At 70.0% G+C, this 22,273-nt stretch carries 20 protein-coding genes and 2 riboswitches; of the genes, 12 read left to right on the top strand and 8 right to left on the bottom strand.

What is annotated here, in order from left to right:
* Positions 1-34: 34 nt before the first annotated feature.
* Genes CFB43_RS09175 through cobA form a run of 4 tightly spaced genes read right to left on the bottom strand, consistent with a single transcriptional unit; the run spans position 35 to position 3,105 of the window.
* Complete coding sequence (locus CFB43_RS09175; RefSeq protein WP_089494831.1) at positions 35-1,339, bottom strand: cobyrinate a,c-diamide synthase; 1,305 nt, start codon at positions 1,337-1,339, stop codon at positions 35-37.
* 2 nt (positions 1,340-1,341) lie between these two features.
* Entirely contained in the window at positions 1,342-1,944 is a 603-nt protein-coding gene (gene cobO / locus CFB43_RS09180) for a cob(I)yrinic acid a,c-diamide adenosyltransferase (protein WP_089425397.1), read from the bottom strand.
* Between the two features lie 37 nt (positions 1,945-1,981).
* Entirely contained in the window at positions 1,982-2,359 is a 378-nt protein-coding gene (locus CFB43_RS09185; RefSeq protein ID WP_089494832.1) for a cobalamin biosynthesis protein, read from the bottom strand.
* On the bottom strand, positions 2,356-3,105 hold the full coding sequence (cobA, locus tag CFB43_RS09190) for a uroporphyrinogen-III C-methyltransferase (protein WP_089494833.1): 750 nt from the start codon (positions 3,103-3,105) through the stop codon (positions 2,356-2,358). Before cobA ends, CFB43_RS09185 begins: the two co-directional genes overlap by 4 nt.
* 170 nt (positions 3,106-3,275) lie before the next feature.
* A riboswitch (cobalamin riboswitch) is annotated at positions 3,276-3,512 on the bottom strand.
* 113 nt (positions 3,513-3,625) lie between these two features.
* A riboswitch (cobalamin riboswitch) is annotated at positions 3,626-3,892 on the top strand.
* A 334-nt stretch (positions 3,893-4,226) separates the two neighbouring features.
* Between cobA and cobW the strand changes: the two genes are divergently transcribed.
* The 7 genes from cobW to CFB43_RS09225 all read left to right on the top strand — a co-directional run bounded on the left by cobW (position 4,227) and on the right by CFB43_RS09225 (position 12,508).
* Positions 4,227-5,315, top strand: a complete 1,089-nt coding sequence (gene cobW / locus CFB43_RS09195) for a cobalamin biosynthesis protein CobW (protein ID WP_089494834.1) — start codon at positions 4,227-4,229, stop codon at positions 5,313-5,315.
* Between the two features lie 6 nt (positions 5,316-5,321).
* Complete coding sequence (gene cobN, locus CFB43_RS09200; RefSeq protein WP_089494835.1) at positions 5,322-9,131, top strand: cobaltochelatase subunit CobN; 3,810 nt, start codon at positions 5,322-5,324, stop codon at positions 9,129-9,131.
* Entirely contained in the window at positions 9,128-10,213 is a 1,086-nt protein-coding gene (locus CFB43_RS09205) for an ATP-binding protein (protein WP_089494836.1), read from the top strand. Before cobN ends, CFB43_RS09205 begins: the two co-directional genes overlap by 4 nt.
* A 68-nt stretch (positions 10,214-10,281) precedes the next feature.
* The gene (locus tag CFB43_RS09210; protein ID WP_089494837.1) at positions 10,282-10,890 is read left to right on the top strand and encodes a vWA domain-containing protein; all 609 of its coding nucleotides are present in this window, start codon (positions 10,282-10,284) and stop codon (positions 10,888-10,890) included.
* 60 nt (positions 10,891-10,950) lie between these two features.
* Positions 10,951-11,403 (top strand): YaiI/YqxD family protein, encoded by a 453-nt coding sequence (locus CFB43_RS09215; RefSeq protein ID WP_089425404.1) that lies wholly within the window; start codon positions 10,951-10,953, stop codon positions 11,401-11,403.
* Between the two features lie 174 nt (positions 11,404-11,577).
* Positions 11,578-12,150 carry a DUF1993 domain-containing protein gene (locus CFB43_RS09220; RefSeq protein ID WP_089494838.1) on the top strand — a complete coding sequence of 191 codons (573 nt, stop codon included), beginning with the start codon at positions 11,578-11,580 and terminating at the stop codon, positions 12,148-12,150.
* Between the two features lie 31 nt (positions 12,151-12,181).
* A complete protein-coding gene (locus CFB43_RS09225) occupies positions 12,182-12,508 on the top strand; it encodes a low molecular weight protein tyrosine phosphatase family protein (protein ID WP_089431071.1) in 327 nt (108 codons plus the stop codon).
* A gap of 21 nt (positions 12,509-12,529) precedes the next feature.
* Here the strand turns inward: CFB43_RS09225 and CFB43_RS09230 are convergent, their stop codons facing one another.
* Both CFB43_RS09230 and CFB43_RS09235 read right to left on the bottom strand, forming a co-directional pair.
* On the bottom strand, positions 12,530-12,952 hold the full coding sequence (locus CFB43_RS09230) for an NUDIX hydrolase (protein WP_089494839.1): 423 nt from the start codon (positions 12,950-12,952) through the stop codon (positions 12,530-12,532).
* A gap of 149 nt (positions 12,953-13,101) precedes the next feature.
* Positions 13,102-13,362 (bottom strand): hypothetical protein, encoded by a 261-nt coding sequence (locus tag CFB43_RS09235; RefSeq protein WP_089494840.1) that lies wholly within the window; start codon positions 13,360-13,362, stop codon positions 13,102-13,104.
* A gap of 277 nt (positions 13,363-13,639) precedes the next feature.
* On the opposite strand from CFB43_RS09235, the gene CFB43_RS09240 reads away from it, so the two are divergent.
* The 4 genes from CFB43_RS09240 (at position 13,640) to CFB43_RS09255 (ending at position 18,342) form a co-directional block, all read left to right on the top strand.
* Positions 13,640-14,818 carry a CaiB/BaiF CoA transferase family protein gene (locus CFB43_RS09240; RefSeq protein WP_089494841.1) on the top strand — a complete coding sequence of 393 codons (1,179 nt, stop codon included), beginning with the start codon at positions 13,640-13,642 and terminating at the stop codon, positions 14,816-14,818.
* A 106-nt stretch (positions 14,819-14,924) separates the two neighbouring features.
* Positions 14,925-16,226: a CitMHS family transporter gene (locus CFB43_RS09245; RefSeq protein WP_089494842.1), complete on the top strand. Its 1,302-nt coding sequence runs from the start codon at positions 14,925-14,927 to the stop codon at positions 16,224-16,226.
* A 145-nt stretch (positions 16,227-16,371) separates the two neighbouring features.
* On the top strand, positions 16,372-17,538 hold the full coding sequence (locus tag CFB43_RS09250) for an acyl-CoA dehydrogenase family protein (protein WP_089494843.1): 1,167 nt from the start codon (positions 16,372-16,374) through the stop codon (positions 17,536-17,538).
* Positions 17,539-17,598: 60 nt separating this feature from the next.
* A complete protein-coding gene (locus tag CFB43_RS09255; protein ID WP_089494844.1) occupies positions 17,599-18,342 on the top strand; it encodes an IclR family transcriptional regulator in 744 nt (247 codons plus the stop codon).
* A 113-nt stretch (positions 18,343-18,455) separates the two neighbouring features.
* On the opposite strand, the gene CFB43_RS09260 is transcribed toward CFB43_RS09255, so the two are convergent.
* A complete protein-coding gene (locus CFB43_RS09260) occupies positions 18,456-19,811 on the bottom strand; it encodes a chitinase (RefSeq protein ID WP_089494845.1) in 1,356 nt (451 codons plus the stop codon).
* A 250-nt stretch (positions 19,812-20,061) separates the two neighbouring features.
* Entirely contained in the window at positions 20,062-20,964 is a 903-nt protein-coding gene (locus CFB43_RS09265) for a LysR substrate-binding domain-containing protein (RefSeq protein ID WP_089472778.1), read from the bottom strand.
* A gap of 94 nt (positions 20,965-21,058) precedes the next feature.
* Here CFB43_RS09265 and CFB43_RS09270 point away from each other — a divergent pair, with 94 nt between their 5' ends.
* Positions 21,059-22,267, top strand: coding sequence for an MFS transporter (locus CFB43_RS09270; RefSeq protein WP_089494846.1), 1,209 nt, complete (start codon positions 21,059-21,061; stop codon positions 22,265-22,267).
* The last annotated feature ends 6 nt before the right edge of the window (positions 22,268-22,273 follow it).

Below are 22,273 nucleotides of genomic sequence, written 5' to 3' on the forward strand. Positions count from 1 at the left end.
TCGACGCGACGCAAGCGGCGCAGCATCGAGCAAACTAGAACGCTTCCCCGCTGAACAACGCCACGACCGCATCCGGATTCGACGGCCAGTACATGTGCATGTACGTCGCGACGATCGCATCGCAACAATAGACGGCTTCGCCGTAGCCCGCCGCGCCATCGGGACGCGCGGCATGCGCGACCGGTTCCAGCGGCGTCGCGAGCCGCGAGTAGTGGAACGTATGCCCTCGCATCGTCCCGCTGCGCGTGTCGAGTTGCTGCATGCCGAGCGCCGCGAACCGGCGCTGCATCGTCGCGTGACCCGGCAACAGCCCAAGCATCGGCGTCATCACGCCGTCGACATCGGTCAGCGACTCACACAGATACACCATCCCCCCGCATTCTGCGACGATCGGCCGGCCAGCCGCTGCGTGCGCACGAATCGACCGCGCGGTCGCGGCATTCGCCGCGAGTGCCGCCGCATGCAATTCCGGATAGCCGCCCGGCAGGAACAGTGCGTCGCAGTCGTCCGGCACGGGTTCGTCGGCGAGCGGCGAAAAGAATCGCACTTGCGCACCGAGCGGGTCGAGCAACGCGAGATTCGCCGGATAGATGAACGAAAAAGCCGCATCGCGCGCCACCGCGATCCGCTTGCCGGCGAGCGCACGCGGCAGCGGCGCCGCTGCATCCGGTTCCGCGAACGCAACGGCCGGCGGCAACTCGGCAAGCGCCGTTTGCGCGAGCACGTCGGCCGCGCGATCGAGCCGCGCATCGAGATCGTCGATGTCGCCCGGCTGATGCAGGCCGAGATGCCGCTCCGGCAGCGCGATGCCCGCATCGGCCGGCACGTGCCCGAGCCAGCGCAAGTCGTCGGGCAGCGCCTGTTGCAGCAGTTCCGCATGCCGGGCCGACCCGACGCGATTCGCCAGCACGCCATGAAACGGCAGCCCCGGCCGGAACCGCGCGAGCCCGAACGCGATCGCCGCGAAGGTCTGCGCCATCGACTTCGCCGAAATCACCGCGACGACCGGCACGCCGAACGCGGCCGCGAGGTCGGCGCTGCTCGGCGTGCCGTCGAACAGCCCCATCACGCCTTCGATCAGGATCAGGTCGGCCTCGCGCGCGGCGTCGGCCAGCAGCGCGCGGCAGCCGGCCTCGCCGACCATCCCGAGGTCGAGCGCATGCACGGGCGCGCCGCTCGCGCACGCCAGCAGCATCGGATCGAGAAAATCGGGCCCGGTCTTGAAGACGCGCACGCGCCGGCCGAGCCGGCGGTGCAGCCGCGCGAGGCCAGCCGTCATCGACGTCTTGCCCTGGCCCGACGCGGGCGCACTGACGAACAGCGCGGGGCAGGCGGCCATACTCAGAACTCCACGCCGCGCTGCGCCTTCACGCCTTGCTCCTTGTACGGATGCTTGACGAGCCGCATTTCGGTGACGAGGTCGGCCGCGTCGATCAGCGCATCGGGCGCATGCCGCCCGGTCACGACGACGTGCACCGACTCGGGACGCGCGGTCAACGTCGCGAGCACTTCGTCGAGCGGCAGGTATTCGTACTTCAGCACCGTGTTCAGCTCGTCGAGGATCACCATCCGGTAATCGCCGCTCTCGATCATCCGGCGCGCCTCGTCCCAGCCCTTGCGCGCGGTCGCGATGTCGGCGTCGCGGTTCTGCGTGTTCCACGTATAGCCGTCGCCCATCGTCACGAAATCGCATTCGGCCACCGCGCCGAGGAAGTCACGCTCGGACGTGTGCAGCGCGCCCTTGATGAACTGCACGACACCGAGCCGCATGCCGTGGCCGAGCACGCGCACGGCCATGCCGAACGCGGCCGTGCTCTTGCCCTTGCCGTTGCCGGTGTTGACGATCAGCAGGCCCTTTTCGTTGACGGCGGCGGCCTGCTTCTTCTCGTGGCCGGCACGGCGGCGTTCGGTCATCCGTTGATGGGATTCGGCGTCGGTTTTCATCGGATTCGTCCTGTCGAAAGAAAGCGAAACAAAGGGTTCAGAGCGGGCCGGCGAGTGCGACCGTCACGCCGGCCCGGATGGATTTGGGGCCCAGCAGCCGGCCATGCGGCGCCGCGAGCTGCGCGCACGGCTCGGCCACGCCCGCGACGCCGAAGCGGGCGAGCGCGGCGGCCGACGGGCCGCTCGCGGCCAGTTCCGGGCGGCTCGCGAGTTGCGCCGCATCGAACGCGACGAGCGGCCAGCCGCGCTGCGCACACAGCGTGCGCAGCGCGCGGGCACGCGCCTTGTCGGCGAGCGTGGCCACGAGCGCGGGTTCGGCGGCCGGGTAAAGCATCAGCGCCGCGCGGATCGCGGCATCGAGTTGCGCGGCCGTCACGCCTGCACGGAAACCGATGCCGAGCGCGACACGCATCATGCGCCGCCGCCGAGCGCGGCCCGTACCGCGGGATCGTCGGCAAATGCCGCGACGCGCCCGATCACGACGATCGCCGGCGAACCGATACCGGCGGTGCCGATGCGTTCGACGAGCGTGTCGAGCGTCGCGAGCACGTGCCGTTGTTCGGCGCGCGTCGCTTGCTCGATCGCCGCGCACGGCGTCTCGCCGGGCAGGCCGCCATCGCGCAGCGCGGTGGCAATCGCGTCGAGCCGGCGGATGCCCATGTAGATGACGATCGTCATGCGCGTGGCCGCGAGCGCGCGCCAGTCGGGTTCGTCGGCGCCCGCGCCGTGGCCCGTGACGAAGATCACGCCCTGCGCGTCGCCGCGCTGCGTGACCGGGATGCCGATCGCGGCCGGCGCGGCGATGCCCGCGGTGACGCCGTTCACGACCTCGACCGGGAATCCCGCCGCGCCGAGCGCGGCCAGCTCCTCGCCGCCGCGGCCGAACACGAACGGATCGCCTCCCTTGAGCCGCGCGACGCTGCGCCCCGCGCGCAGATGCGCGAGCATCGCGGCGACGATCGTCTCCTGCGGCGTCGACGCATGACCGCCGCGCTTGCCGACGTGCTCGATGTACGCATCGGCGCGCGCATGGCGCAGCACGTCGGGATTCACGAGATCGTCGACGAGCAGCACGTCCGCCGCGCCGATCGCGTGGACGGCCTTGAGCGTCAGCAGGTCGGCGTCGCCGGGGCCGGCGCCGACGAGCCAGGCGCGGCTCATCGGACGCGGCACGGCGCACACCGTGTCGAAACAAGGGAATAGGGCAGGCGGGCGGCGCGGCGGCGGCCAGCGGACAGGTCAACCATGACGGATCGAACGAAGCCCGCGCGGACGCGGGCGGAATGCGCACCTCATCCGTCCCCCGCGGATCGGGCGTTCGGCGAGCGTCGGGCTCGCCCCTTGCGTCGGCCGGTATCCGGGCTGGCCGCTTGCCAGGCCGCAGCCTTCCCGCCCGGCTGACGGGCAGTGGCATCGTGGGCGGCCTGGGCGCGTGCGCGGGGAAGCGCGTCGCGCGGGCGGCGTACCGTTGCGGGGACAGCACAGGCCGGGCGGGGGTCCGCCTCCTGTTTCCCGTTTAACTGCACGCGCGGAATGCGCATGCGGGCACCGAACGCGGCGCTACGATAGCACAGCGCCTCCCCCGCGCGAACCGCCGCGCACGGCTTCCGGCCACGCGAGGCGGTCATCCCGAACCGGGCCCGGCGGCCCGCTCCGCCTTGACGCTCCCCGCACCGCCGCCTACACTCGCACGCGTTTTGGTGCTCGCGCGCGCCGCTCCGGTGCGCGCAGTTAAACGGGAAACAGGGAGCCTGCCTGCACCGCAGTCGAGCCAACCTGTGCTGCCCCCGCAACGGTAAGCGAACGCGTCGCGCGAGAAGCGCCACGCAACGCCGCTTCGCCGCATGCCACGCGCATGCGGACGACCGCCACTGGATGCCGCGCGCATCCGGGAAGGCGAAGCGGCGTGTTCGTCAGCCCGGATACCGGCCGAAACGTTGGGGTTCAGCGCCGCGGGGAGGCGGCGCATCGTCCACGGCCGCAGCCGGCCCGACGCCCGCGTATTGCCCGCTTCCTCCACCGATCCGTCCCCGCGCGAACCCGCGCCGGCCGACCGGCGTGGCGAATGGCAGGCAGCGCGAGCCGGGCCGCCGGCAGCCGTGTTGGCATTCACGATGTCGACCGTTCGCAAGGAAGCACCATGTCCGATTCGTCGTCCCGCCCGTCCCGCGACTGTCCGTGCGGATCGCGCGGCGGCATGCCCGCGATCCGCCAGATGAACTGCCACGCCGCCCTCGACGCGACGATCCCGGGCTGATTCCATTTTCGACACAGGACCTACCATGACCCTACGCAAGCTTCCCGTCACGATCGTCACGGGCTTTCTCGGCAGCGGCAAGACGACGCTGATGCGCCACATCCTGCAGCACGCCGAAGGCCGCCGCATCGCGGTGATCGTCAACGAATTCGGCGAGCTCGGCATCGACGGCGAAATCCTGAAGGGCTGCGGCATCGGCTGCGAGGATGCCGATGGCGCGCAAGGCGAAGCGGCGGGCCAGCTGTACGAACTCGCGAACGGCTGCCTGTGCTGCACCGTGCAGGAAGAGTTCTACCCGGTGATGGAAGCGCTCGTCGAGCGCCGCGCGGACATCGACCACGTGCTGATCGAGACGTCGGGCCTCGCGCTGCCGAAGCCGCTCGTGCAGGCGTTCAATTGGCCGACGATCCGTAACAGCTTCACGGTCGACGCGGTCGTGACGGTGGTCGACGGGCCGGCGGCCGCCAGCGGCCAGTTCGCGGAAAATCCGCAAGCCGTCGACGCGCAGCGCCGCGCCGATCCGAACCTCGACCACGAATCGCCGCTGCACGAGCTGTTCGCCGATCAGCTGTCGTCCGCCGATCTCGTGATCGTGAACAAGGCCGATCTCGTTGGCGACACCGAGTTCGCGCAGATCGAAACCGCGATTCGCGACGAGATCCCGCCGCAGGTGAAGATCGTGCGCGCGACGCGCGGCGAGCTCGACCTCGCGATGCTGCTCGGCCTCGAATCGGCATCGGAAGACACGATCCACCTGCGTCACGACCATCACGGCTCGGCCGACGACGGCGATCACGATCACCATCACGACGATTTCGACTCGGTAGTCGTGTCGGGCGACGCCGGCACGCGCGAAGCGACGATCGCCGCGCTGCAACGCGTCGTCGAAGCGCACACGATTTACCGTGCAAAGGGCTTCGCCGCGCTGCCCGGCGCGCCGATGCGGCTCGTGATCCAGGGCGTCGGCCGCCGCTTCGACAGCTATTTCGACCGTCGCTGGCAGGACGGCGAAACGCGCGCGAGCCGCTTCGTGCTGATCGGCGAGGATCTCGACGCAGCCGCGCTGCAACGCGCGTTCGACGCCGCGTGCGCGGCCGAGCCGCAACAGGCGTAACGCACGATGCATCTGCTGCGCACCACGCCGGGCGGCTTCGTCGACGATACGCAGGGTGTCGTCCGGATCGACCAGCAACCGGCCGACATCGTGATCCTGAGCTCGGCCGACACGACGCTGTCGCTGCTCGCGAGCGTCGTGCCGCATCTGCCGGCCGGCTTCCCGAGCGTGCGGCTCGCGAACGTCACGTTCCTGCGGCAGCCGGCGTCGGTCGACTTCTACGTCGACGACGTGCTGCAACACGCGAAGTCGGTCGTGATCGATCATCTCGGCGGCGAGGCGTACTGGCCGTACGGGATCGAGCAGGCCGTGTCGCTCGCGTCGAAGCGCGGGCAGCAGCTCGCGATGTTTTCGGGCGACCTGCAGGAAGACCCGAACCTCGTCGCGAAGAGCACGGTCGCGCCCGACCTGTGCCGGCTGTGGTGGCGCTACCTGCGTGAAGGCGGCGTGCACAACGCCGAGGCGCTGCTGCGCAGCATTGCGTTCCATACGCTCGGCTTCGGCGACGAACCCGAGTTGCCGCGCCCGCTGCCGGCCGCCGCGCTGTATCACCCGGCGCGCGACCGCGCGAGCGTCGACGACTGGCGGCCGCGCTGGACGCCCGGCGCGCCCGTCGTTGCGATCCTGTTCTATCGCGCGCACTGGCAGGCCGCGAACACGGCCGTGTTCGATGCGCTGGCCGATGCGCTCATCGACGAAGGATTGAATCCGCTGCCGATCGCGGTCACGTCGCTGAAGGACGCGGTGAGCCGCGAAGTCATCACGCAGCTCTGCGACACGCACGACGTCGCGCTCGTGCTGAATACGACCGCATTCGCGGCGGGCGCGATCGACAGCCCCGGGCACGACGTGCTCGCCGGCGACGCGCCGGTACTGCAGGTGATCCTGTCCGGCGGCAATCGCGACGCGTGGGTGGCCGACAACCAGGGCCTGCATGCGCGCGACATCGCGATGCACATCGCGCTGCCCGAGGTCGACGGCCGCATCGTCACGCGTGCGGTGAGCTTCAAGGGGCTCGCGTACCGCTGCCCGCACACCGAGGTCGACGTCGTGCGCTACCAGCCGGACGCCGAGCGGATCGCGTTCGTCGCGGCGCTTGCGCGCGGCTGGTGCCGGCTGCGCACGCTCGACAACGCCGACAAGCGCGTCGCGCTGATTCTCGCGAACTATCCGCAAAGCGAAGGGCGGATCGGCAACGGCGTCGGGCTCGACACGCCGGCGTCCGCGCTGCGCGTGCTCGCGGCGCTGCGCGACGCGGGCTACACGGTGGCCGACCTGCCGCCCGACGGCGACGCGCTGATTGCGCGGCTCACCGAAGGCGTGACCAACGACGCGGCCGTGCATGCGTTGCGCCCCGCATTCCAGAGCTTCCCGCTGGCCGACTACGTCGCGCGTTTCGCGCGCCTGCCGGCGGCCGTGCGCGATGCGCTGAACGAACGCTGGGGGCCGCCCGAAGCCGACCCGACGCTGCGGCAAGGGCGCTTCACGATCGCGGGCTGGCGCGCGGGCAACGTGTTCGTCGGCATCCAGCCGTCGCGCTCGCGCGGCGAGAACGACTACGCGAGCTACCACGACGCGGATCTCGTGCCGCCGCATGCGTATCTCGCGTTCTATTTCTGGCTGCGCGATGCGTACCGCATCGACGCGGTCATCCATCTCGGCAAGCACGGCAACCTCGAATGGCTGCCGGGCAAGAGCGTCGCGCTGTCCGACGCGTGCTGGCCCGACCTGACGCTCGGGCCGCTGCCGCACCTGTATCCGTTCATCGTCAACGATCCGGGCGAGGGCAGCCAGGCGAAGCGCCGCGCGCAGGCGGTGATCATCGATCACCTGATGCCGCCGCTCACGCGCGCGGAAAACTACGGCCCGCTGCAGGATCTCGAGCGGCAGGTCGACGAATACTACGAAGCGCTGATGGTCGATGCGCGGCGCGCGAAGCTGCTTCGCAAGACGATCCTCGCGACGATCGCCGAGCATCGTCTGCACGACGAACTGAGCGTGTCGCCGCCGCGCGACGCGGGCGACGAGGATGCGCTGCTCACGCGCGTCGACGCGTGGCTGTGTGAACTGAAGGAAGCGCAGATCCGCGACGGGCTGCACGTGTTCGGCGTATCGCCGGCCGAGCGTCAGCGGCGCGACACGCTGCTCGCGCTTGCACGCTTTCCGGTAGGCGACGGCAAGGGCGCACGCGCCGGGCTGATCGGTGCGCTGGCGCGCGATCTCGCGCTCGGCGACGACTTCGATCCGCTCGCGGCCGATTGGGCCGCGCCGTGGGCTGGCCCGCGTCCGGCGATCCTGCTGGCGCTCGACGCATCGCCGTGGCGCCATGCGGGGGACACGCGCGAGCGGCTCGAACGGCTCGCGCAGCATTGGCTCGACGGGCTGTGCGCAGCGGACGGCGGCAACACCGGCACGGATTCGACACCGCCCGGCGATTGGCCGCACACGCTCGCCGTGATCGAGCGCGTCCGCGCGACGCTGCTGCCCGCGCTCGACGCGTGCGGCGGCGAGGAAATGCGCCAGCTGCTGCGCGGGCTCGACGGCCGCTTCGTGCCGCCGGGGCCGAGCGGCTCGCCGTCGCGCGGCCGCCCGGACGTACTGCCGACCGGCCGCAATTTCTATTCGGTCGATACACGCGCGGTGCCGACGCAAGCCGCGTGGTCGCTCGGCCTGAAATCCGCGCAGCAACTGATCGAGCGTCATCTGCAGGATCACGGCGACTATCCGCGCGCGATCGGCCTGTCGGTTTGGGGCACGGCGACGATGCGCACGGGCGGCGACGACATCGCGCAGGCGTTCGCGCTGCTCGGCGTGCGGCCGAAATGGGCGCACGGCAGCCACCGCGTGACCGACTTCGAGATCCTGCCGATCGAGATCTTCGACCGGCCGCGCATCGACGTGACGCTGCGCGTGTCGGGCTTCTTCCGCGACGCGTTCCCGAACCTGATGCACCTGTTCGACGCGGCCGTGCAGGCGGTGGCCGCGCTCGACGAACCCGAGGCACTGAATCCGGTCCGCGCGCGCATCGAGCGCGAACGCGAGAAATGGGTCGCGCAGGGCGTGGCGCCGGACGAAGCGCGACGCCGCGCCGGCTGGCGCGTATTCGGCGCGCGGCCGGGCAGCTACGGCGCGGGCCTGCAGGACCTGATCGACCAGCGCCGCTGGCAGACCGACGCCGATCTCGCCGATGCCTACCGCCAGTGGGGCGGCCATGCGTACGCACAGAACAGCGCGGGCGATGCGGCGGCCGACGTGTTCGGCGAGCGGCTCGCGACGATCGACGTCGTCGTGCAGAACCAGGACAGCCGCGAGCACGACATCCTCGATTCGAACGACTACTACCAGTTCCAGGGCGGGATGACGGCGGCCGTGCGGCACCTGTCCGGGCAGCAGCCGAGCATTTACCACGGCGACCACGCGAACCCGGCCGCGCCGAAGATGCGCACGCTGCGCGAGGAAATCGCGCGCGTGATCCGCTCGCGCGTCGTCAACCCGAAATGGCTCGACGGCGTGAAGCGCCATGGCTACAAGGGCGCGGCCGAGCTGGCCGCGACGGTCGACTACCTGTACGGCTATGACGCGACCGCGCGCGTGCTGTCCGACCATCAATACGCGCTCGTGGCCGACGCGTATCTGTTCGACGACGCCACCCGCGCGTTCCTCGAACGCCACAATCGGAAGGCGCTGCACGGCATCTGCGAACGCTTCGTCGAGGCGATGCAGCGTGGCCTGTGGCAGCAGCCGGGCGACTATCGCGAACGGATCGAAGCGGTCTGGCTCGCGAGCGAACAACTCCAGGAAGGGGGACGGCGATGACCGATCCGACGACGCACCGCGCCCGCGCGGTTTTTCCGTTTGCGGCGCTCGTCGCGCAGGATGCGCTGCAGCAGGCGCTGCTGCTCGCCGCGATCGACCCGTCGCTGGGCGGCGTGCTCGTGAGCGGGCCGCGCGGCACCGCGAAATCGACCGCGGCGCGCGGCCTCGCGGAGCTGTTGCCCGAAGGGCAGTTCGTCACGCTGCCGCTGTCGGCGAGCGACGAGCAGGTGACGGGTACGCTCGACCTCGCGCATGCACTCGCCGAAAACGGCGTGCGCTTCCGGCCGGGCCTGCTTGCGCGAGCCCATCTCGGCGTGCTGTACGTCGACGAAGTGAACCTGCTCGCCGACGGGCTCGTCGATACGCTGCTCGACGTCGCCGCGAGCGGCGTGAACATCGTCGAGCGCGATGGCGTGTCGCACGCGCACGATGCGCGCTTCGTGCTGATCGGGACGATGAATCCGGAGGAGGGCGAACTGCGTCCGCAGTTGCTCGACCGCTTCGGTTTGATGGTCGAGCTGGAAAACTGCTTCGACGCCGCGCAGCGCGAGCGGATCGTGAAGGCGCGGCTTGCATTCGATCTCGATCCGGATGCATTCCGCGCCCGTCATGCGTCCGCGCAACGTGAACTCGGCGACCGGATTCATGCAGCACGCGCACGGCTCGCGACGCTCGATTTCGACGATACGGTTCATGCGCGCGTCAGTGCGCTGTGCATCGACGCGGCCGTCGACGGGCTGCGTGCCGATCTCGTGATGCTGCGCGCGGCGCGTGCGCTCGCCGCGCTGGAGCAGGCCGATGCGGTAACGGTGTCGCATGTGGAGCGGGTGGCCGACGCGGTGCTGCGGCATCGGCGCCACGCGGGGCCGCCGCCATCGTCCGGCGCGCAGCAACCCAGCGACGAACGCGACGGTCGCTCTGCGCCCGATACGCCTGACACGCGCGGTCGCCCCGACGATTCGTCGGATGTGACGAAGAACGATGCCACGGCATCGCAGGGCGACTGGGGCTACCTGCCGCCCGAGCCGGCCGGCCTGCGCGACGTGAAAGGCGTGGTGCCGCTGCCGCTAAAAAAACGCTGAGCCATCGAGCCGGCGCCGCCGCGAACACCGTTCGCGGTCCTCGATGGCAATCAGGCGCAGCCGCGCGCGTGCCGGGCACGGTGCGCGCCGGCACGGCCGTGGCGTGGCCGGCGACGCTCGCCGCGAAGCGCGGCGGCCCGCTGCAGCACGACCATCTGCGCTTCCGCCAACGCGCCGGCACCCCGCACGCACTGCATTGCTTCGTGCTCGACTGCTCGGCGTCGATGCTGTCGCACGAGCGGCTCGCACTGGCGAAGGGGCTGATCGTCGCGTATTTCGACCAGGCCGCGCGCGACCGTGTCGAAACCGCGCTGATCTGTTTCGGCGGCCATGGCGCCGTGCGGCGCTTCGGCCCGGCCGTGCCGCGCTGGTGGAATGCGCGCTGGCTCGAACCGGTCGAAGGCGGCGGCGGCACGCCGCTCGCGGACGGCATCGCGGCCGCCGCGCAATTGCTCGCACGCGCGGCGCGGCTTGAGCCCGACAAGCAGCGCTGGCTGTGGGTGCTGTCCGACGGCCGCACGCGCGAGACGCCCGCGAAACCCGCGGCGGCCGATCACGTCGTGTTCGTCGACTTCGACGACGCGGCCGTGCGGATCGGGCAGGGCGCGCGGCTGGCCGCGGCGTGGGGCGCACAGTGGGTGACGGGCGACGCGCTGAGCACGGGCCGCGCCGGCTGAGGGCCGGCCGGCGGTGCGCTATGATCGCCGCTTCTGCTTCAATCCATTGGAAAAACCGCCATGCAAGTACTGGTCGATGCCGACGCGTGTCCCGCCGTCATCAAGGACATGCTGTTTCGCGCCGCGCGTCGTGCCGAAATCTGCGTGACGCTGGTCGCGAACCAGTTTCTGCGCACGCCGCCGTCGCCGTTCATCAAGGCGGTGCAGGTGCCGGCCGGCTTCGACGTGGCCGATGCGCGCATCGTCGAGCTGGTGGAAGCGGGCGACCTCGTGATCACCGCCGACATTCCGCTGGCCGCCGCCGTGCTCGACAAGGGCGCGCATGCGCTCGACCCGCGCGGCAACTGGTTCAGCCGCGAGAACATCGAGGAACGCCTGTCGACGCGCGCGATGATGGATCAGTTGCGCAGCGCGGGCATCGACACGGGCGGGCCGGCGCCGTTCAGCGCACGCGACGGCAAGGCGTTTGCCGCGCAGTTCGACCGGTTCCTGGCGCGACAGGGCAAGCCTTGAGGTGGTGTCGCGGCCGCCGCGTGTCGTGATCGCCCTGCGCGGGGCGACACCTGCGCGCCATGCGCTATATCACCGAATCCGCAATCAATCGCGCGCATCGCCCCTGCGAGGATGCAGGTTTGTCCCTACGCTGCTATCGTGGCGCAAACCACAACACAGCATAGGAGCGCACGCGTGTCACCGACTCAACTTCTCGTTCCGACCTTCTCCCAGATGCTGCGCGCGCAGTCCGCGTGGCTCGACAAGGCTGCCGCACACCGCCAGGCCGCGGGCGACGCGCCCGACGCGGCGATGTCGCTGAAGCTGGCGCCCGACATGTATCCGCTCGCGGCACAGGTGCGCTTCTCGTGCTTCCAGGCGATGGAGCCCGTCCACCGGCTGCGCGGCGAACCGCTGCCGGCCGCACTGCTCGCATTACGCGAGGCGGGATGGCATGCGGATGCGCAGCCCGGCACGCTCGCCGATGCGCAGGCGATCGTCGCCGGCACGCTCACGTTTCTCGGCGACCTCGCGCCGGATGCGCTCGATGGCGGTGCCGCGCGGCCGATCGCGCTCGAGATGCCGAACGGGATCGCGTTCGACATGACGGGCGAGCAGTACGCGCGCGACTGGGCGCTACCGCAGTTCTACTTCCACGCGATCGCCGCTTACGCAATCCTGCGCCACCACGGCGTCGAACTCGGCAAGGCCGACTACGTGCCGCACATGCTCGCGTACGTCCGGCCGGGCACGATTCCGCAAGGTTGAGCGGGCAGCCGCCAGGCAACCGCGAAGCGACTTGACGCGGGCACTTTTCCTCTGCAGCCGCAACCGGCTGCGCAGCCCGACGGCCGAAGCGGTGTTCGCCGCATGGCCGGGCGTCGAAACCGACTCCGCGGGCCTCGCGCCCGATGCCGACACGCGCGTGTCCGCCGAGCAGCTCGACTGGGCCGATGTCGTATTCGTGATGGAGCGGGCGCACAAGGCGCGGCTGGCAGCGCAATTCGGTGCGCATCTGCGGGACAAGAAGATCGTGTGCCTCGATATTCCCGACCGGTACGCCTACATGCAGCCGGAACTTGTCACGTTGCTCGAACGCAAAGCCGGCCCGTTGCTGCGCGCATGACCGGCGCGAGCGCTATCGACGTCAGCGCAGCCGGCCGCTTGCGATCGCCGAGAAACAGTCGAGACGCAGCAGCTCGATGATCTTGCGCGTCGGCACGCTCGCACGCAGCGTGTCGAGCCGGTCGACGGTAAACCACTTGCAGCGGGCGATCTCGTTGCTCGCGCGCGGCGTCAGGTGCGCCGGCACGTCGACCACGAACACGTGATGGAGCTTCGTCAGCCCGCCGAACTGCACCGCGTAGTCGAGCGCGAGCCCCTCCAGCCGCGTTTCCTCGGCAAGCTCCCGCAGTGCGGCATCGAGCGGCGTCTCGCCACGCCGGATCGTGCCGCCGGGCAGCGACCAGCGCGACGCGGTGCGGGCGACCAGCAGCACGCTGCTGCGCTGACGGCACACGATCGTGGCGCGTTCCTTGATGACGGCGAGAGTGTCCAGCCCGGTACGCATGTTCGGTCAAACAGGTGCTGAATCGTGGAGAAAATGCGTGTCGGCGGCACGTGACCCGGCAGCCGCCACCACGGCGTAGAGGCAGCCGCACCGATCTTAGCGGCCGTTCATGACAGTTCCATGCACGCCTTCGCGGGACCCACGCCGGGTCACGCGTGCGTATAGATGCCGCTGCGCGTGGGCTTCGCGTGGCGCGACTGGCGACGCTTGTGAACGGCCCGCCGATGGTGGGACGGCGGCGGCGTGACGTGCCGGCGCGCGGGCGCGGGCCGTGCGGTCGGTGACGCCGACTGCGGCGCGCCACCCGGCATCCCGGTCTGTCCTTCGCCGAAGTGGAACGTCTGGGTTTGCGCATGTCCGACGCCCAGCGTCGACGCCAGCATGAAGGCCGCCAGCAGCATCCGTTTCATGAATGATCCGTCCGATTTTTTTGAGATGAAGATTGCCCGCCAGCTTAACGAAAGGCGGGATGCCACCGCAACCGGCCCGTGTTCGGTGTCGCCCCGACTTGCGCACGGCGGCGTCTTTCGCTTCGCCTCAGGGTGCCGCCGGGGTTGACAACGAATTTCCTGAGTGTGAATATAAATTCACATACAAGAATTATTAGCCGAATCCGGAAGCTCGCGCCTACGCGCCGGAGCCTGTCGGGACCGGCCGTCCGATCAACCGGAACCAGGAGCGGGACGCATGGCGGAACACGAGCAGCAGGGCGCGCTGGCGGGATTGCGCATCATCGATCTGTCGCGGGTGCTGGGTGGCCCGTATGCGACGCAGATCCTGGCCGACCACGGCGCGGAGGTGATCAAGGTCGAACCGCCGTCCGGCGACGAGACGCGCACCTGGGGCCCGCCGTTCGACGGCGATACCGCGTCGTATTTCCTCGGCGTGAACCGCAACAAGCTCGGGATCGCGCTCGACCTGACGCAACCGGCCGACCGCGAGCGGCTGCTCGGCCTGCTCGACCACGCGGACGCGATCGTCGAGAACTTCAAGATCGGCACGATGGAGCGCTGGGGGCTCGGCTTCGACGCGCTGCATGCGCGGTTTCCGCGCCTCGTCCATTGCCGCGTGTCGGGCTTCGGCGCGGACGGCCCGCTGGGCGGGCTGCCCGGCTACGACGCGGCCGTGCAGGCGCTCGCGGGGCTGATGAGCGTCAATGGCGAGGCCGGTGGCGCGCCGCTGCGGGTCGGCGTACCGATCGTCGATCTCGTCACCGGGCTGAACGCGGCGCTCGGCGTGCTGATGGCGCTGCGCGAGCGCGACGCGAGCGGCCGCGGCCAGTTCGTCGAATCGACGCTGTTCGACTGCGCGCTGTCGATCCTGCATCCGCACACGCCGAACTTCTTCCATTCGGGGCATGCCCCGGTGCGCACCGGCAACGCGCATCCGAACATCACACCGTACGACAGCTTTCCGACGGCGAGCGTCGACATCTTTCTGGCGGTCGGCAACAACGGGCAGTTCGCGGGCTTGTGCGACGTGCTCGGCACGCGCGACTGGCTCGACGATCCGCGTTTCGCGGACAACCGCGCGCGCAGCGCGAACCGCGCCGCGCTGCGCACGCTGCTCGAAACGGCGCTGGCCGGACACGACGGCGCGGCGCTCGCCGAGCAGCTGATGCGCCGCGGCGTGCCGTGCGCGCCGGTGCTCGGGCTCGATGCGGCGCTCGACCATCCGCATGTCGCGCATCGGCGGATGAAGGTCGAGCTGGGCCGGCATCGCGGCATCGCGTCGCCGATCAAGCTCGGCCGCACGCCGGCCACGTACCGGCGGCCGCCGCCCGCGCTGAACGAACACGCGGCACAGGTGTTCGCCGACGCCGCGGCCAACGCTGACGACCACGACCACGACACGCACCGGGACTGACCCGCATCGTGGCCGCCGGCCGTGCCGCGCGCCCGACGGCGCCGCACGGCCACTCGAATACCACGCCGGGCGACGACGCGCGCACCGGCTGAAGAGGAGACGCATCATGCTTGCATGGATCGGCGCGATCGCCATCGTCGCGCTGTTCGGCCTGATCATCACGAAGCGGCTGTCGCCGCTCGTCGCGCTGATCGTCGTGCCGGTGGCCGCGTCGCTCGCGGCCGGGTTCGGGCTCGCGACCGGCAAGTTCATCGTGCACGGCGTGCAGAACATCGGCCCGATCGCCGGGATGTTCGTTTTTGCGATTCTTTTTTTCGGAATCCTCACCGACGCCGGGATGCTCGATCCGATCATCGCGGGCGTGCTGCGCGTGATCGGCTGCCATCCGCCGCGTATCGTGATGGGCTCGGCGCTGCTCGCGCTGCTGATCCATCTCGACGGCTCGGGCGCCGTCACGTTTCTCGTCACGCTGCCCGCGATGATGCCGCTCTATACGCGGCTCGGGATGGATCGCCGCATCCTCGCGTGCGTCGCGTCGATGGCGGCCGGCGTCAATTTCCTGCCGTGGGTCGGGCCGATGCTGCGCGCATCGGCGGCGCTGCACATTCCCGGCTCCGCGATCTTCATGCCGATGATTCCGGTGCAGATCGTCGGGCTCGTGTTCGTGTTCGGCACCTCCTACGTGCTCGGCGTGCGCGAGGCGAAGCGGCTCGGGCTCGATCGTGCCGGCGCGGCGTCGCTCGCGATCGCGCCGCGGGCGCTGACCGACGACGAGCGCGCATTGCGCCGGCCGGAGCGCTTCCGGATCAATCTCGGGCTGACGCTCGTCGTGCTCGTCACGCTCGTGTCGGGCATCGTCGACCCGATGGTGATGTTCATGCTCGGCACGGTCGCCGCGCTCGTGATCAATTACCCGGACGTGCAGGCGCAGCGCGAGCGGATCGACGCGCATGCCAAGGCCGCGCTGATGATGGCGAGCGTGCTGCTCGCGGCCGGCGCGTTCACCGGCATCATGTCCGGCACCGGGATGCTGAAGGCGATGGCCGACGTGGTCGTCGCACACGTGCCGGTCGAGCACGCGCGCCACATGCCGTTCGTGCTCGGACTGCTGTCGATGCCGCTCAGCCTGCTGTTCGACCCCGATTCGTTCTACTTCGGCGTGCTGCCGGTGCTCGCGGAAAGCGCGAAGCTGCTCGGCGTGCCGCCGATCCAGATGGCGCAGGCAGCACTGCTCGGCCAGATGACGACGGGCTTTCCGGTCAGCCCGCTCACGCCCGCGACGTTCCTGATCGTCGGCCTGACCGGCGTCGAGCTCGCCGAGCACCAGAAATTCACGATTCCGTTCCTGTTTGCCGCCACCGTGCTGATGGTGTTCGCCGCGGTGATCGTGGGCGTGTTTCCGTTGTGAGCGCCCGGGACCTGCTGCTTCGTGCTTGCGCTCCGCGAGGGCGATCCCGCAAGGGACGCGCGTCGGAGCGCAAGCCTCGACGCCGCCGGGCGTTTTCCTTCTTGAAAGCGGCGAAGCCGCTTGGCCTTTTCCAGGAGTGCATGCCATGCAGTTCGACCTGACCGATGACCAGCGCGCGATCGAAAGCGCGATCGAGAAAATCTGCGCACGCTTCGGCGACGACTACTGGCTCGAACGCGACCGCGCGGGCGGGTTTCCGGCCGACTTCCACGCGGCGCTCGCCGAGGCCGGCTGGCTCGGCATCGCGATGGACCCGGCCCATGGCGGTGCCGGGCTCGGGATGACCGAGGCCGCGCTGATGATGCGCACGATCAGCGCCTCGGGCGCCGGCCTGTCCGGCGCGTCGGCCGTCCACATGAACATCTTCGGGCTGAACCCGGTGCAGGTGTTCGGCACCGACGCGCAAAAGGCGCGCTTCCTGCCGCCGCTGATCGCCGGGCGCGATAAGGCGTGCTTCGCGGTGACGGAACCCGATGCGGGCCTCGACACCACGCACCTGAGCACGCAGGCGCGCCGCGACGGCGCCCACTACGTGCTGAGCGGGCGCAAGATCTGGATCTCGACCGCGCAGGTCGCGAACAAGATGCTGATCATCGCGCGCACGACGCCGCTCGACCAGGTCGCGAAGCCGACCGACGGGCTGAGCCTGTTCTATACCGACCTCGACCGCTCGCGCGTCGAGGTGCGCGAGATCGAGAAGATGGGCCGCAAGGCGGTCGATTCGAACATGCTGTTCATCGACAACCTGCGCGTGCCGGAAGGCGATCTGATCGGCAACGAAGGCGACGGCTTCCGCTACCTGCTGCACGGGCTGAATCCCGAGCGGATCCTGATCGCCGCGGAGGCGATCGGGCTCGGGCAGGCCGCGCTGCGCCGCGCGACGCAGTACGCGTGCGAGCGCGTCGTGTTCGGCCGGCCGATCGGCCAGAACCAGTCGATCCAGCATCCGCTCGCGCAGGCGTGGATGCAGCTCGAGGCCGCGTGGCTGATGGTGATGAAGGCCGCGACGCGCTACGACGCGGGGCAGTCGTGCGGCGCGGAGGCCAACGCCGCGAAGTACCTCGGCGCGGAAGCCGCGTTCCAGGCCTGCCAGACGGCGGTCGCGACGCACGGCGGGATGGGCTACGCGAAGGAATACCATGTCGAGCGCTACCTGCGCGAGTGTATGATTCCGAGGCTCGCGCCCGTGAGTCCGCAACTGATCCTGTGCTACATCGCGGAGAAGGTGCTCGGGCTGCCGAAGTCGTACTGACCGGTCCGACCCGGCAGCCGGCCCGGTGCGCGGTGTCCCGTTCCGATTCAAGCACTCGTCATGGACGTCAAACTCGTTGCCCGCACGCTCGACCTGTTCGAGCTGTTCGCCGCCGAACGGCGGCCGCTGCCGCTCACCGAACTCGCGCGCCTGCTCAATGTGCCGGCGTCGAGCTGCCTCGCGATGGCGCGCACGCTCGTGAGCCGCGGTTACCTGTACGAAGTGCGCAAGCGCGGCGGCTACTACCCGACGCGCCGCCTGCAGACGCTCGCCGCCGCGATCGACGCAACCGACCCGGTCGTCGACATCGTCCATCCGCATCTCGTCGCGCTGCGCGACGCGAGCCGCGAGACGGCCGTGCTCGGCAAGATCCAGGGTGTGTCGGTCACGTATCTCGACGTCGTCGAGTCGGAGCAGGCGATCCGCTATACGCGCGCGCCGGGCGAACTGCGCCCGCTGCACGCGAACTCGATCGGCAAGGCGATCTTCGCGGAACTGGCCGGCGACGCGCAGCAGGCGCTCGGCGCGCAGCTGCCGTTCGAGCGCTTCACCGATGCGACGGTGGCGGATCTACCCGCGCTCGTCGCGCAAACCACGCGGTTTCGCGAACTCGGCTGGGCCGAGAACTTCGGCGAGAGCGCGCCCGAGCTGTCGGCCATTGCGGTTGCGTTGACGCTCGACGGCGACTGGTACGGGCTGTCGGTGGTCGGGCCGACCGAGCGGATTCGCCAGCATCGCGACACGCATGCGGCGCTGCTCGTCGACGCGAAGGCCACGCTGCTGGCCGAGCACGCGCGCGGCTGAAAGCGGGCAGGGCGCGGCCGCCCAAGGGGCCGTCCGCCGGCGATCCCGTAGCGGTCGCCGTGAACGGCCCCGGATGCGCAGGCCGCGCGCCTAGCGCCGGCCGCTACGCCGCATCACGACTTCACCCACACGCCGCCCGCACTCGGGTTGTCGCCTTGCGTCCACCATTTCGCGCAGTATTTCGCGCCCTGGTACATCACGCAGGTACCGCCCGAATACGCGGTGGTGGCCGACCACGTGGCGGTGCCGCCGCCAACCGCCTTCCACACGGCGGCCTGGCCGGGCACGTCGCCCTGCGTCCACCATTGCGCCTGGTACGTCGTGCCCTGGTAGGTGACCGTCGCGCCGGCCGTATAGACCTGGCCGGCCGCCCAGGGCGCGCCCGGCTGCGGCGTGCCGCCGTCCGAGCCGCCGCCGTAGTTCGGATCCTGCGTGACGCCCGTGCCCCACTTGCCGTCGAGCCGCTTGAAGATCGTCGCGAACGCGTACGGCTGCTGCGCGACGCCCGAGCAGGTCGGCGACGCATACGTGCCGCCCGACGGGCACGCCTGATCGCGGCCGACCGACCAGTTGCCGAAGAAGCCGTAGCCGTTGCTGACCGCCGCGTTCAGCACGCTTTGCGCATTCGCGAGCGTGAAGGTTTCGCCTTGCACGTCGTTCACGCCGATCATCGGCGTGACGCCGACCATCTGCCAGAGCTGCGCATTCGTCTTCGGCTGGCCGGCCGACTTGAACGCCGTATCGAGTTGCGAATAGAGCGCCTGCGCGGCACTGATCGCGGCCGCGCCCATGTCGAGGTTCGCGGGGCCGTAGTCCATCGCCATCACGTTCACCGCATCGAACGCGGTCTTGTTCGAGATCGCCGCGTTGACGACGTTCAGGCCGTCCTGCGTGAGCCCGGTCGGCATCGTCGGCAGCGTCAGCGTGACGTGCAGCGGCTTGCCTTTCGCCGCATAGCTCGCCTGCAGTTGCGTGACCGCCTGGAAGTTGCGCGCGACCGCGGCCGTGTCCGTTTGCGACGCACCTTCGATGTCGAAGTCGAGGTGCGTGAGGCCGTACGTGTCGATTACGGTCTGATACGCGCTCGCCAGCGCGGGGACCGTCGTGCAGGCCTGCATCAGCGGCGTGCCGTTCGCACCGCCGAACGACACGGCGACTTCGCCGCCTTTCGCGCGATAGCTCGCGATCGACGTCGACAGCGCGGTCAGCAAGCCGCCGCTCGCGCCGTTGCCGATCGGCTGTACGCCGCCCCATGACGGTATACAACCGTTGCCCGCGACCACGAACGCGAGCGTGAACTGCTGGATGCCTTGCCGGACGCCGATCTGGTCGACGAGCGGCGTCGGGTAGAGCGTCACGTCGACATAGGGCGCATAGACGCCGGCGCCCTGGGACACGCTCGCCACGGCAAGCAGGCAACCCGCTGCAAGCGCGCGCGGGATGAAACGCGGCAACACATTGTTGTGCATTGTGTTCTCCAAGTGGAAGAGGGATACGCTGGCCCGCGTATCGCCGCCGGTCGGGCGACCGGGCATGCCCGGCCGGCGGCGTGCTCATCTTGGAGGATTCGCGTCGAATAGTGAATAGTCAGGAGTTCTTTTTGTTATTTGATTCCCGATACGTAACGATCTTGCCGATTCGACACAGTTCCGGCATGCGTGACGCGGGTGATTTTTCCGATCGACCGGGTGAGGCCCGACGCGTGTCGCTCGTCGCGCTTCAAGCCGATGGCGGCTGGACGAGCGAGCGCGCCAGTGCGACGAAGCGCTCGACGCACGCCGACGCGAACGGCTCGTTCCACGACACGATCTGCTCGACCGCGCGCGTGCCGGCGAGCGGCACGTAGACGACGCCCGGACGCTGCAGCGTGGCCGTGAAACCCGGCACGATCGCGATGCCGCGCTCGGCGGCCACCAGCGACACGAGCGTCGTGATCTGTGCGGCGGTCGCGCCGATCCGCGGCGTGAATCCGGCTTGCGCGCACAGGTCGTCCAGTGCCGCGGTCAATGCCGAGCCGTAACCGGGCGGAAAGGTGACGAAGGTTGCGTGCGCAAGCGCCGCGACGTCGACGCTCGCACGGCTCGCGAGCGGATCGCCGGCCGGCACGGCCGCGACGAGCGGTTCGCGCGACACGACGAGCGATGCCACCGGCACGCCGGGCGCACCGTGCCACGCCCAGCCGAAACCGATGTCCATCGTGCCGTCCGCGATCTGCTGGCGCTGGCTCGCGGTCGCCGCCTCGCGGAACGCCAGCTCGACGTCGGGCATCGTCCGGCTCGCGACGCGGATCACGTCCGGGAACGTGTCGGACATCGGAATCGAACTCGCATAGCCGATCACGATCCGCCCGGCGATGCCCTGCGCGATCTTGCGTGCGCTCGCCTCGGCCTCCGCGGCCGCGCTGACGACGTGGCGCGCATGGTCGAGGAACGCGGCACCTTCCGGCGTCAGCCGCACCGCGCGCGTCGAACGCTCGAACAGCCGGACGCCGAGCTCGCTTTCGAGTGCGGCGATATGGCGCGTCAGCGGCGGCTGCGCGACCCGCAGGCGCAACGCCGCGCGGCCGAAGTGCAGTTCGTCGGCGACGACCACGAAATAGCGGAGGCGGCGCAGGTCGAGCATTGTTGTCGTTCCGGTATCAATCGCGATGAAAACGGTATTGGCGTGCACGCGGCGCGCTCGTCAGACTGTCGGTATCGACGACCGGGCCGCTCCGATGAACGACAGGACCACGCGCATCGCGTTCTTTCTCTGCGGCTTCGCCGCGTTTCTCAATCTGTATTCGACGCAGGGCATCCTGCACGAACTCGCGGCCACCTTCGGTGTCAGCGCGGAGCGCGCGGGGCAGGGCGTGAGCGCCACCACGACGGCCGTCGCCATTATCGCGCCGTTCGTCGGCGTGCTGGCCGCGCGCATCGAGCGGCGCGTCGCAATCTCGCTCGCGGCGGTGGCCGTCGCGCTGCCGGTCGTGTGGTCCGCGCATGCGGGCGGTTTCACGTCGTTCCTCGGCGCGCGCTTTGCAGCCGGTCTCGTCATGCCCTTCATTTTCGCGCTGTCGATCGCCTATATCGCCGAGCGCTTCGATCGCGGCACCTCCGCCGAGATCAGCGCACTGTTCGTCGCCGGCACGACGCTAGGCGGTTTCGCCGGCCGCTTCGCGACCAACCTGATGACGTCGATCTGGGGCTGGCGGCATGCGCTCGACGTCGTCGCGGCACTGTGCCTCGTCACGGGCGTCGCGATCTACGCGAGCCTGCCGGCGTCCGGCGCGATCGCGCGGCGCGTCGAGCACGTTGCGGATAGCGGCGCGGGGCCGTCCTGGCGCATCGTCACGCGCGGCCCGCTGCTTGCATCGTTCGCGATCGGCGCATGCGTGCTCGCGTCGCAGGTCGCGACGTTCACGTTCGTCGGCCTGCGCCTGGCCCGCGCGCCATTCAATTTCGGCACGGTCGGGATCGGCGCGATCTACGCGGTGTTTCTGGTGGCGGTGGTCGTGACCCCGCTGGCAGGACGCCTCGCGCGGCATCGCGGCCCGCGCGCGCCGGGGCTTGCCGCGGCCGCGCTCGCGATCGGCGGGGCGCTGCTCACGCTGTCCGACCACGTGCCGGTGATCCTGGCCGGCCTCGCGCTCAGCTCGACCGCCGTGTTCGTCGAACAGGCGTCGGCCAACACGTTCATCTCGCAGGCGGCGTCGAGCGCGCGCTCGACGGCGATCGGCATCTATCTGTCCAGCTATTACTTCGGCGGCAGCCTCGGTTCGATCCTGCCGGTGCCCGGCTGGCATCGGTGGGGATGGGCCGGCTGCGTCGCGTTCGTGGTCGCGGCGCAGGCGATCGTCGGCGTACTCGTGTACCGGTTCTGGCATGCCGACGGCACAGCCGGCACCGCGCAGGCCGACGCACGCGGCGTCAGGCCAACGCGCTGACCGGGT

The organism is Burkholderia sp. AU15512, from assembly GCF_002223325.1.
In the GTDB taxonomy this organism is placed as follows: Bacteria; Pseudomonadota; Gammaproteobacteria; order Burkholderiales; family Burkholderiaceae; genus Burkholderia.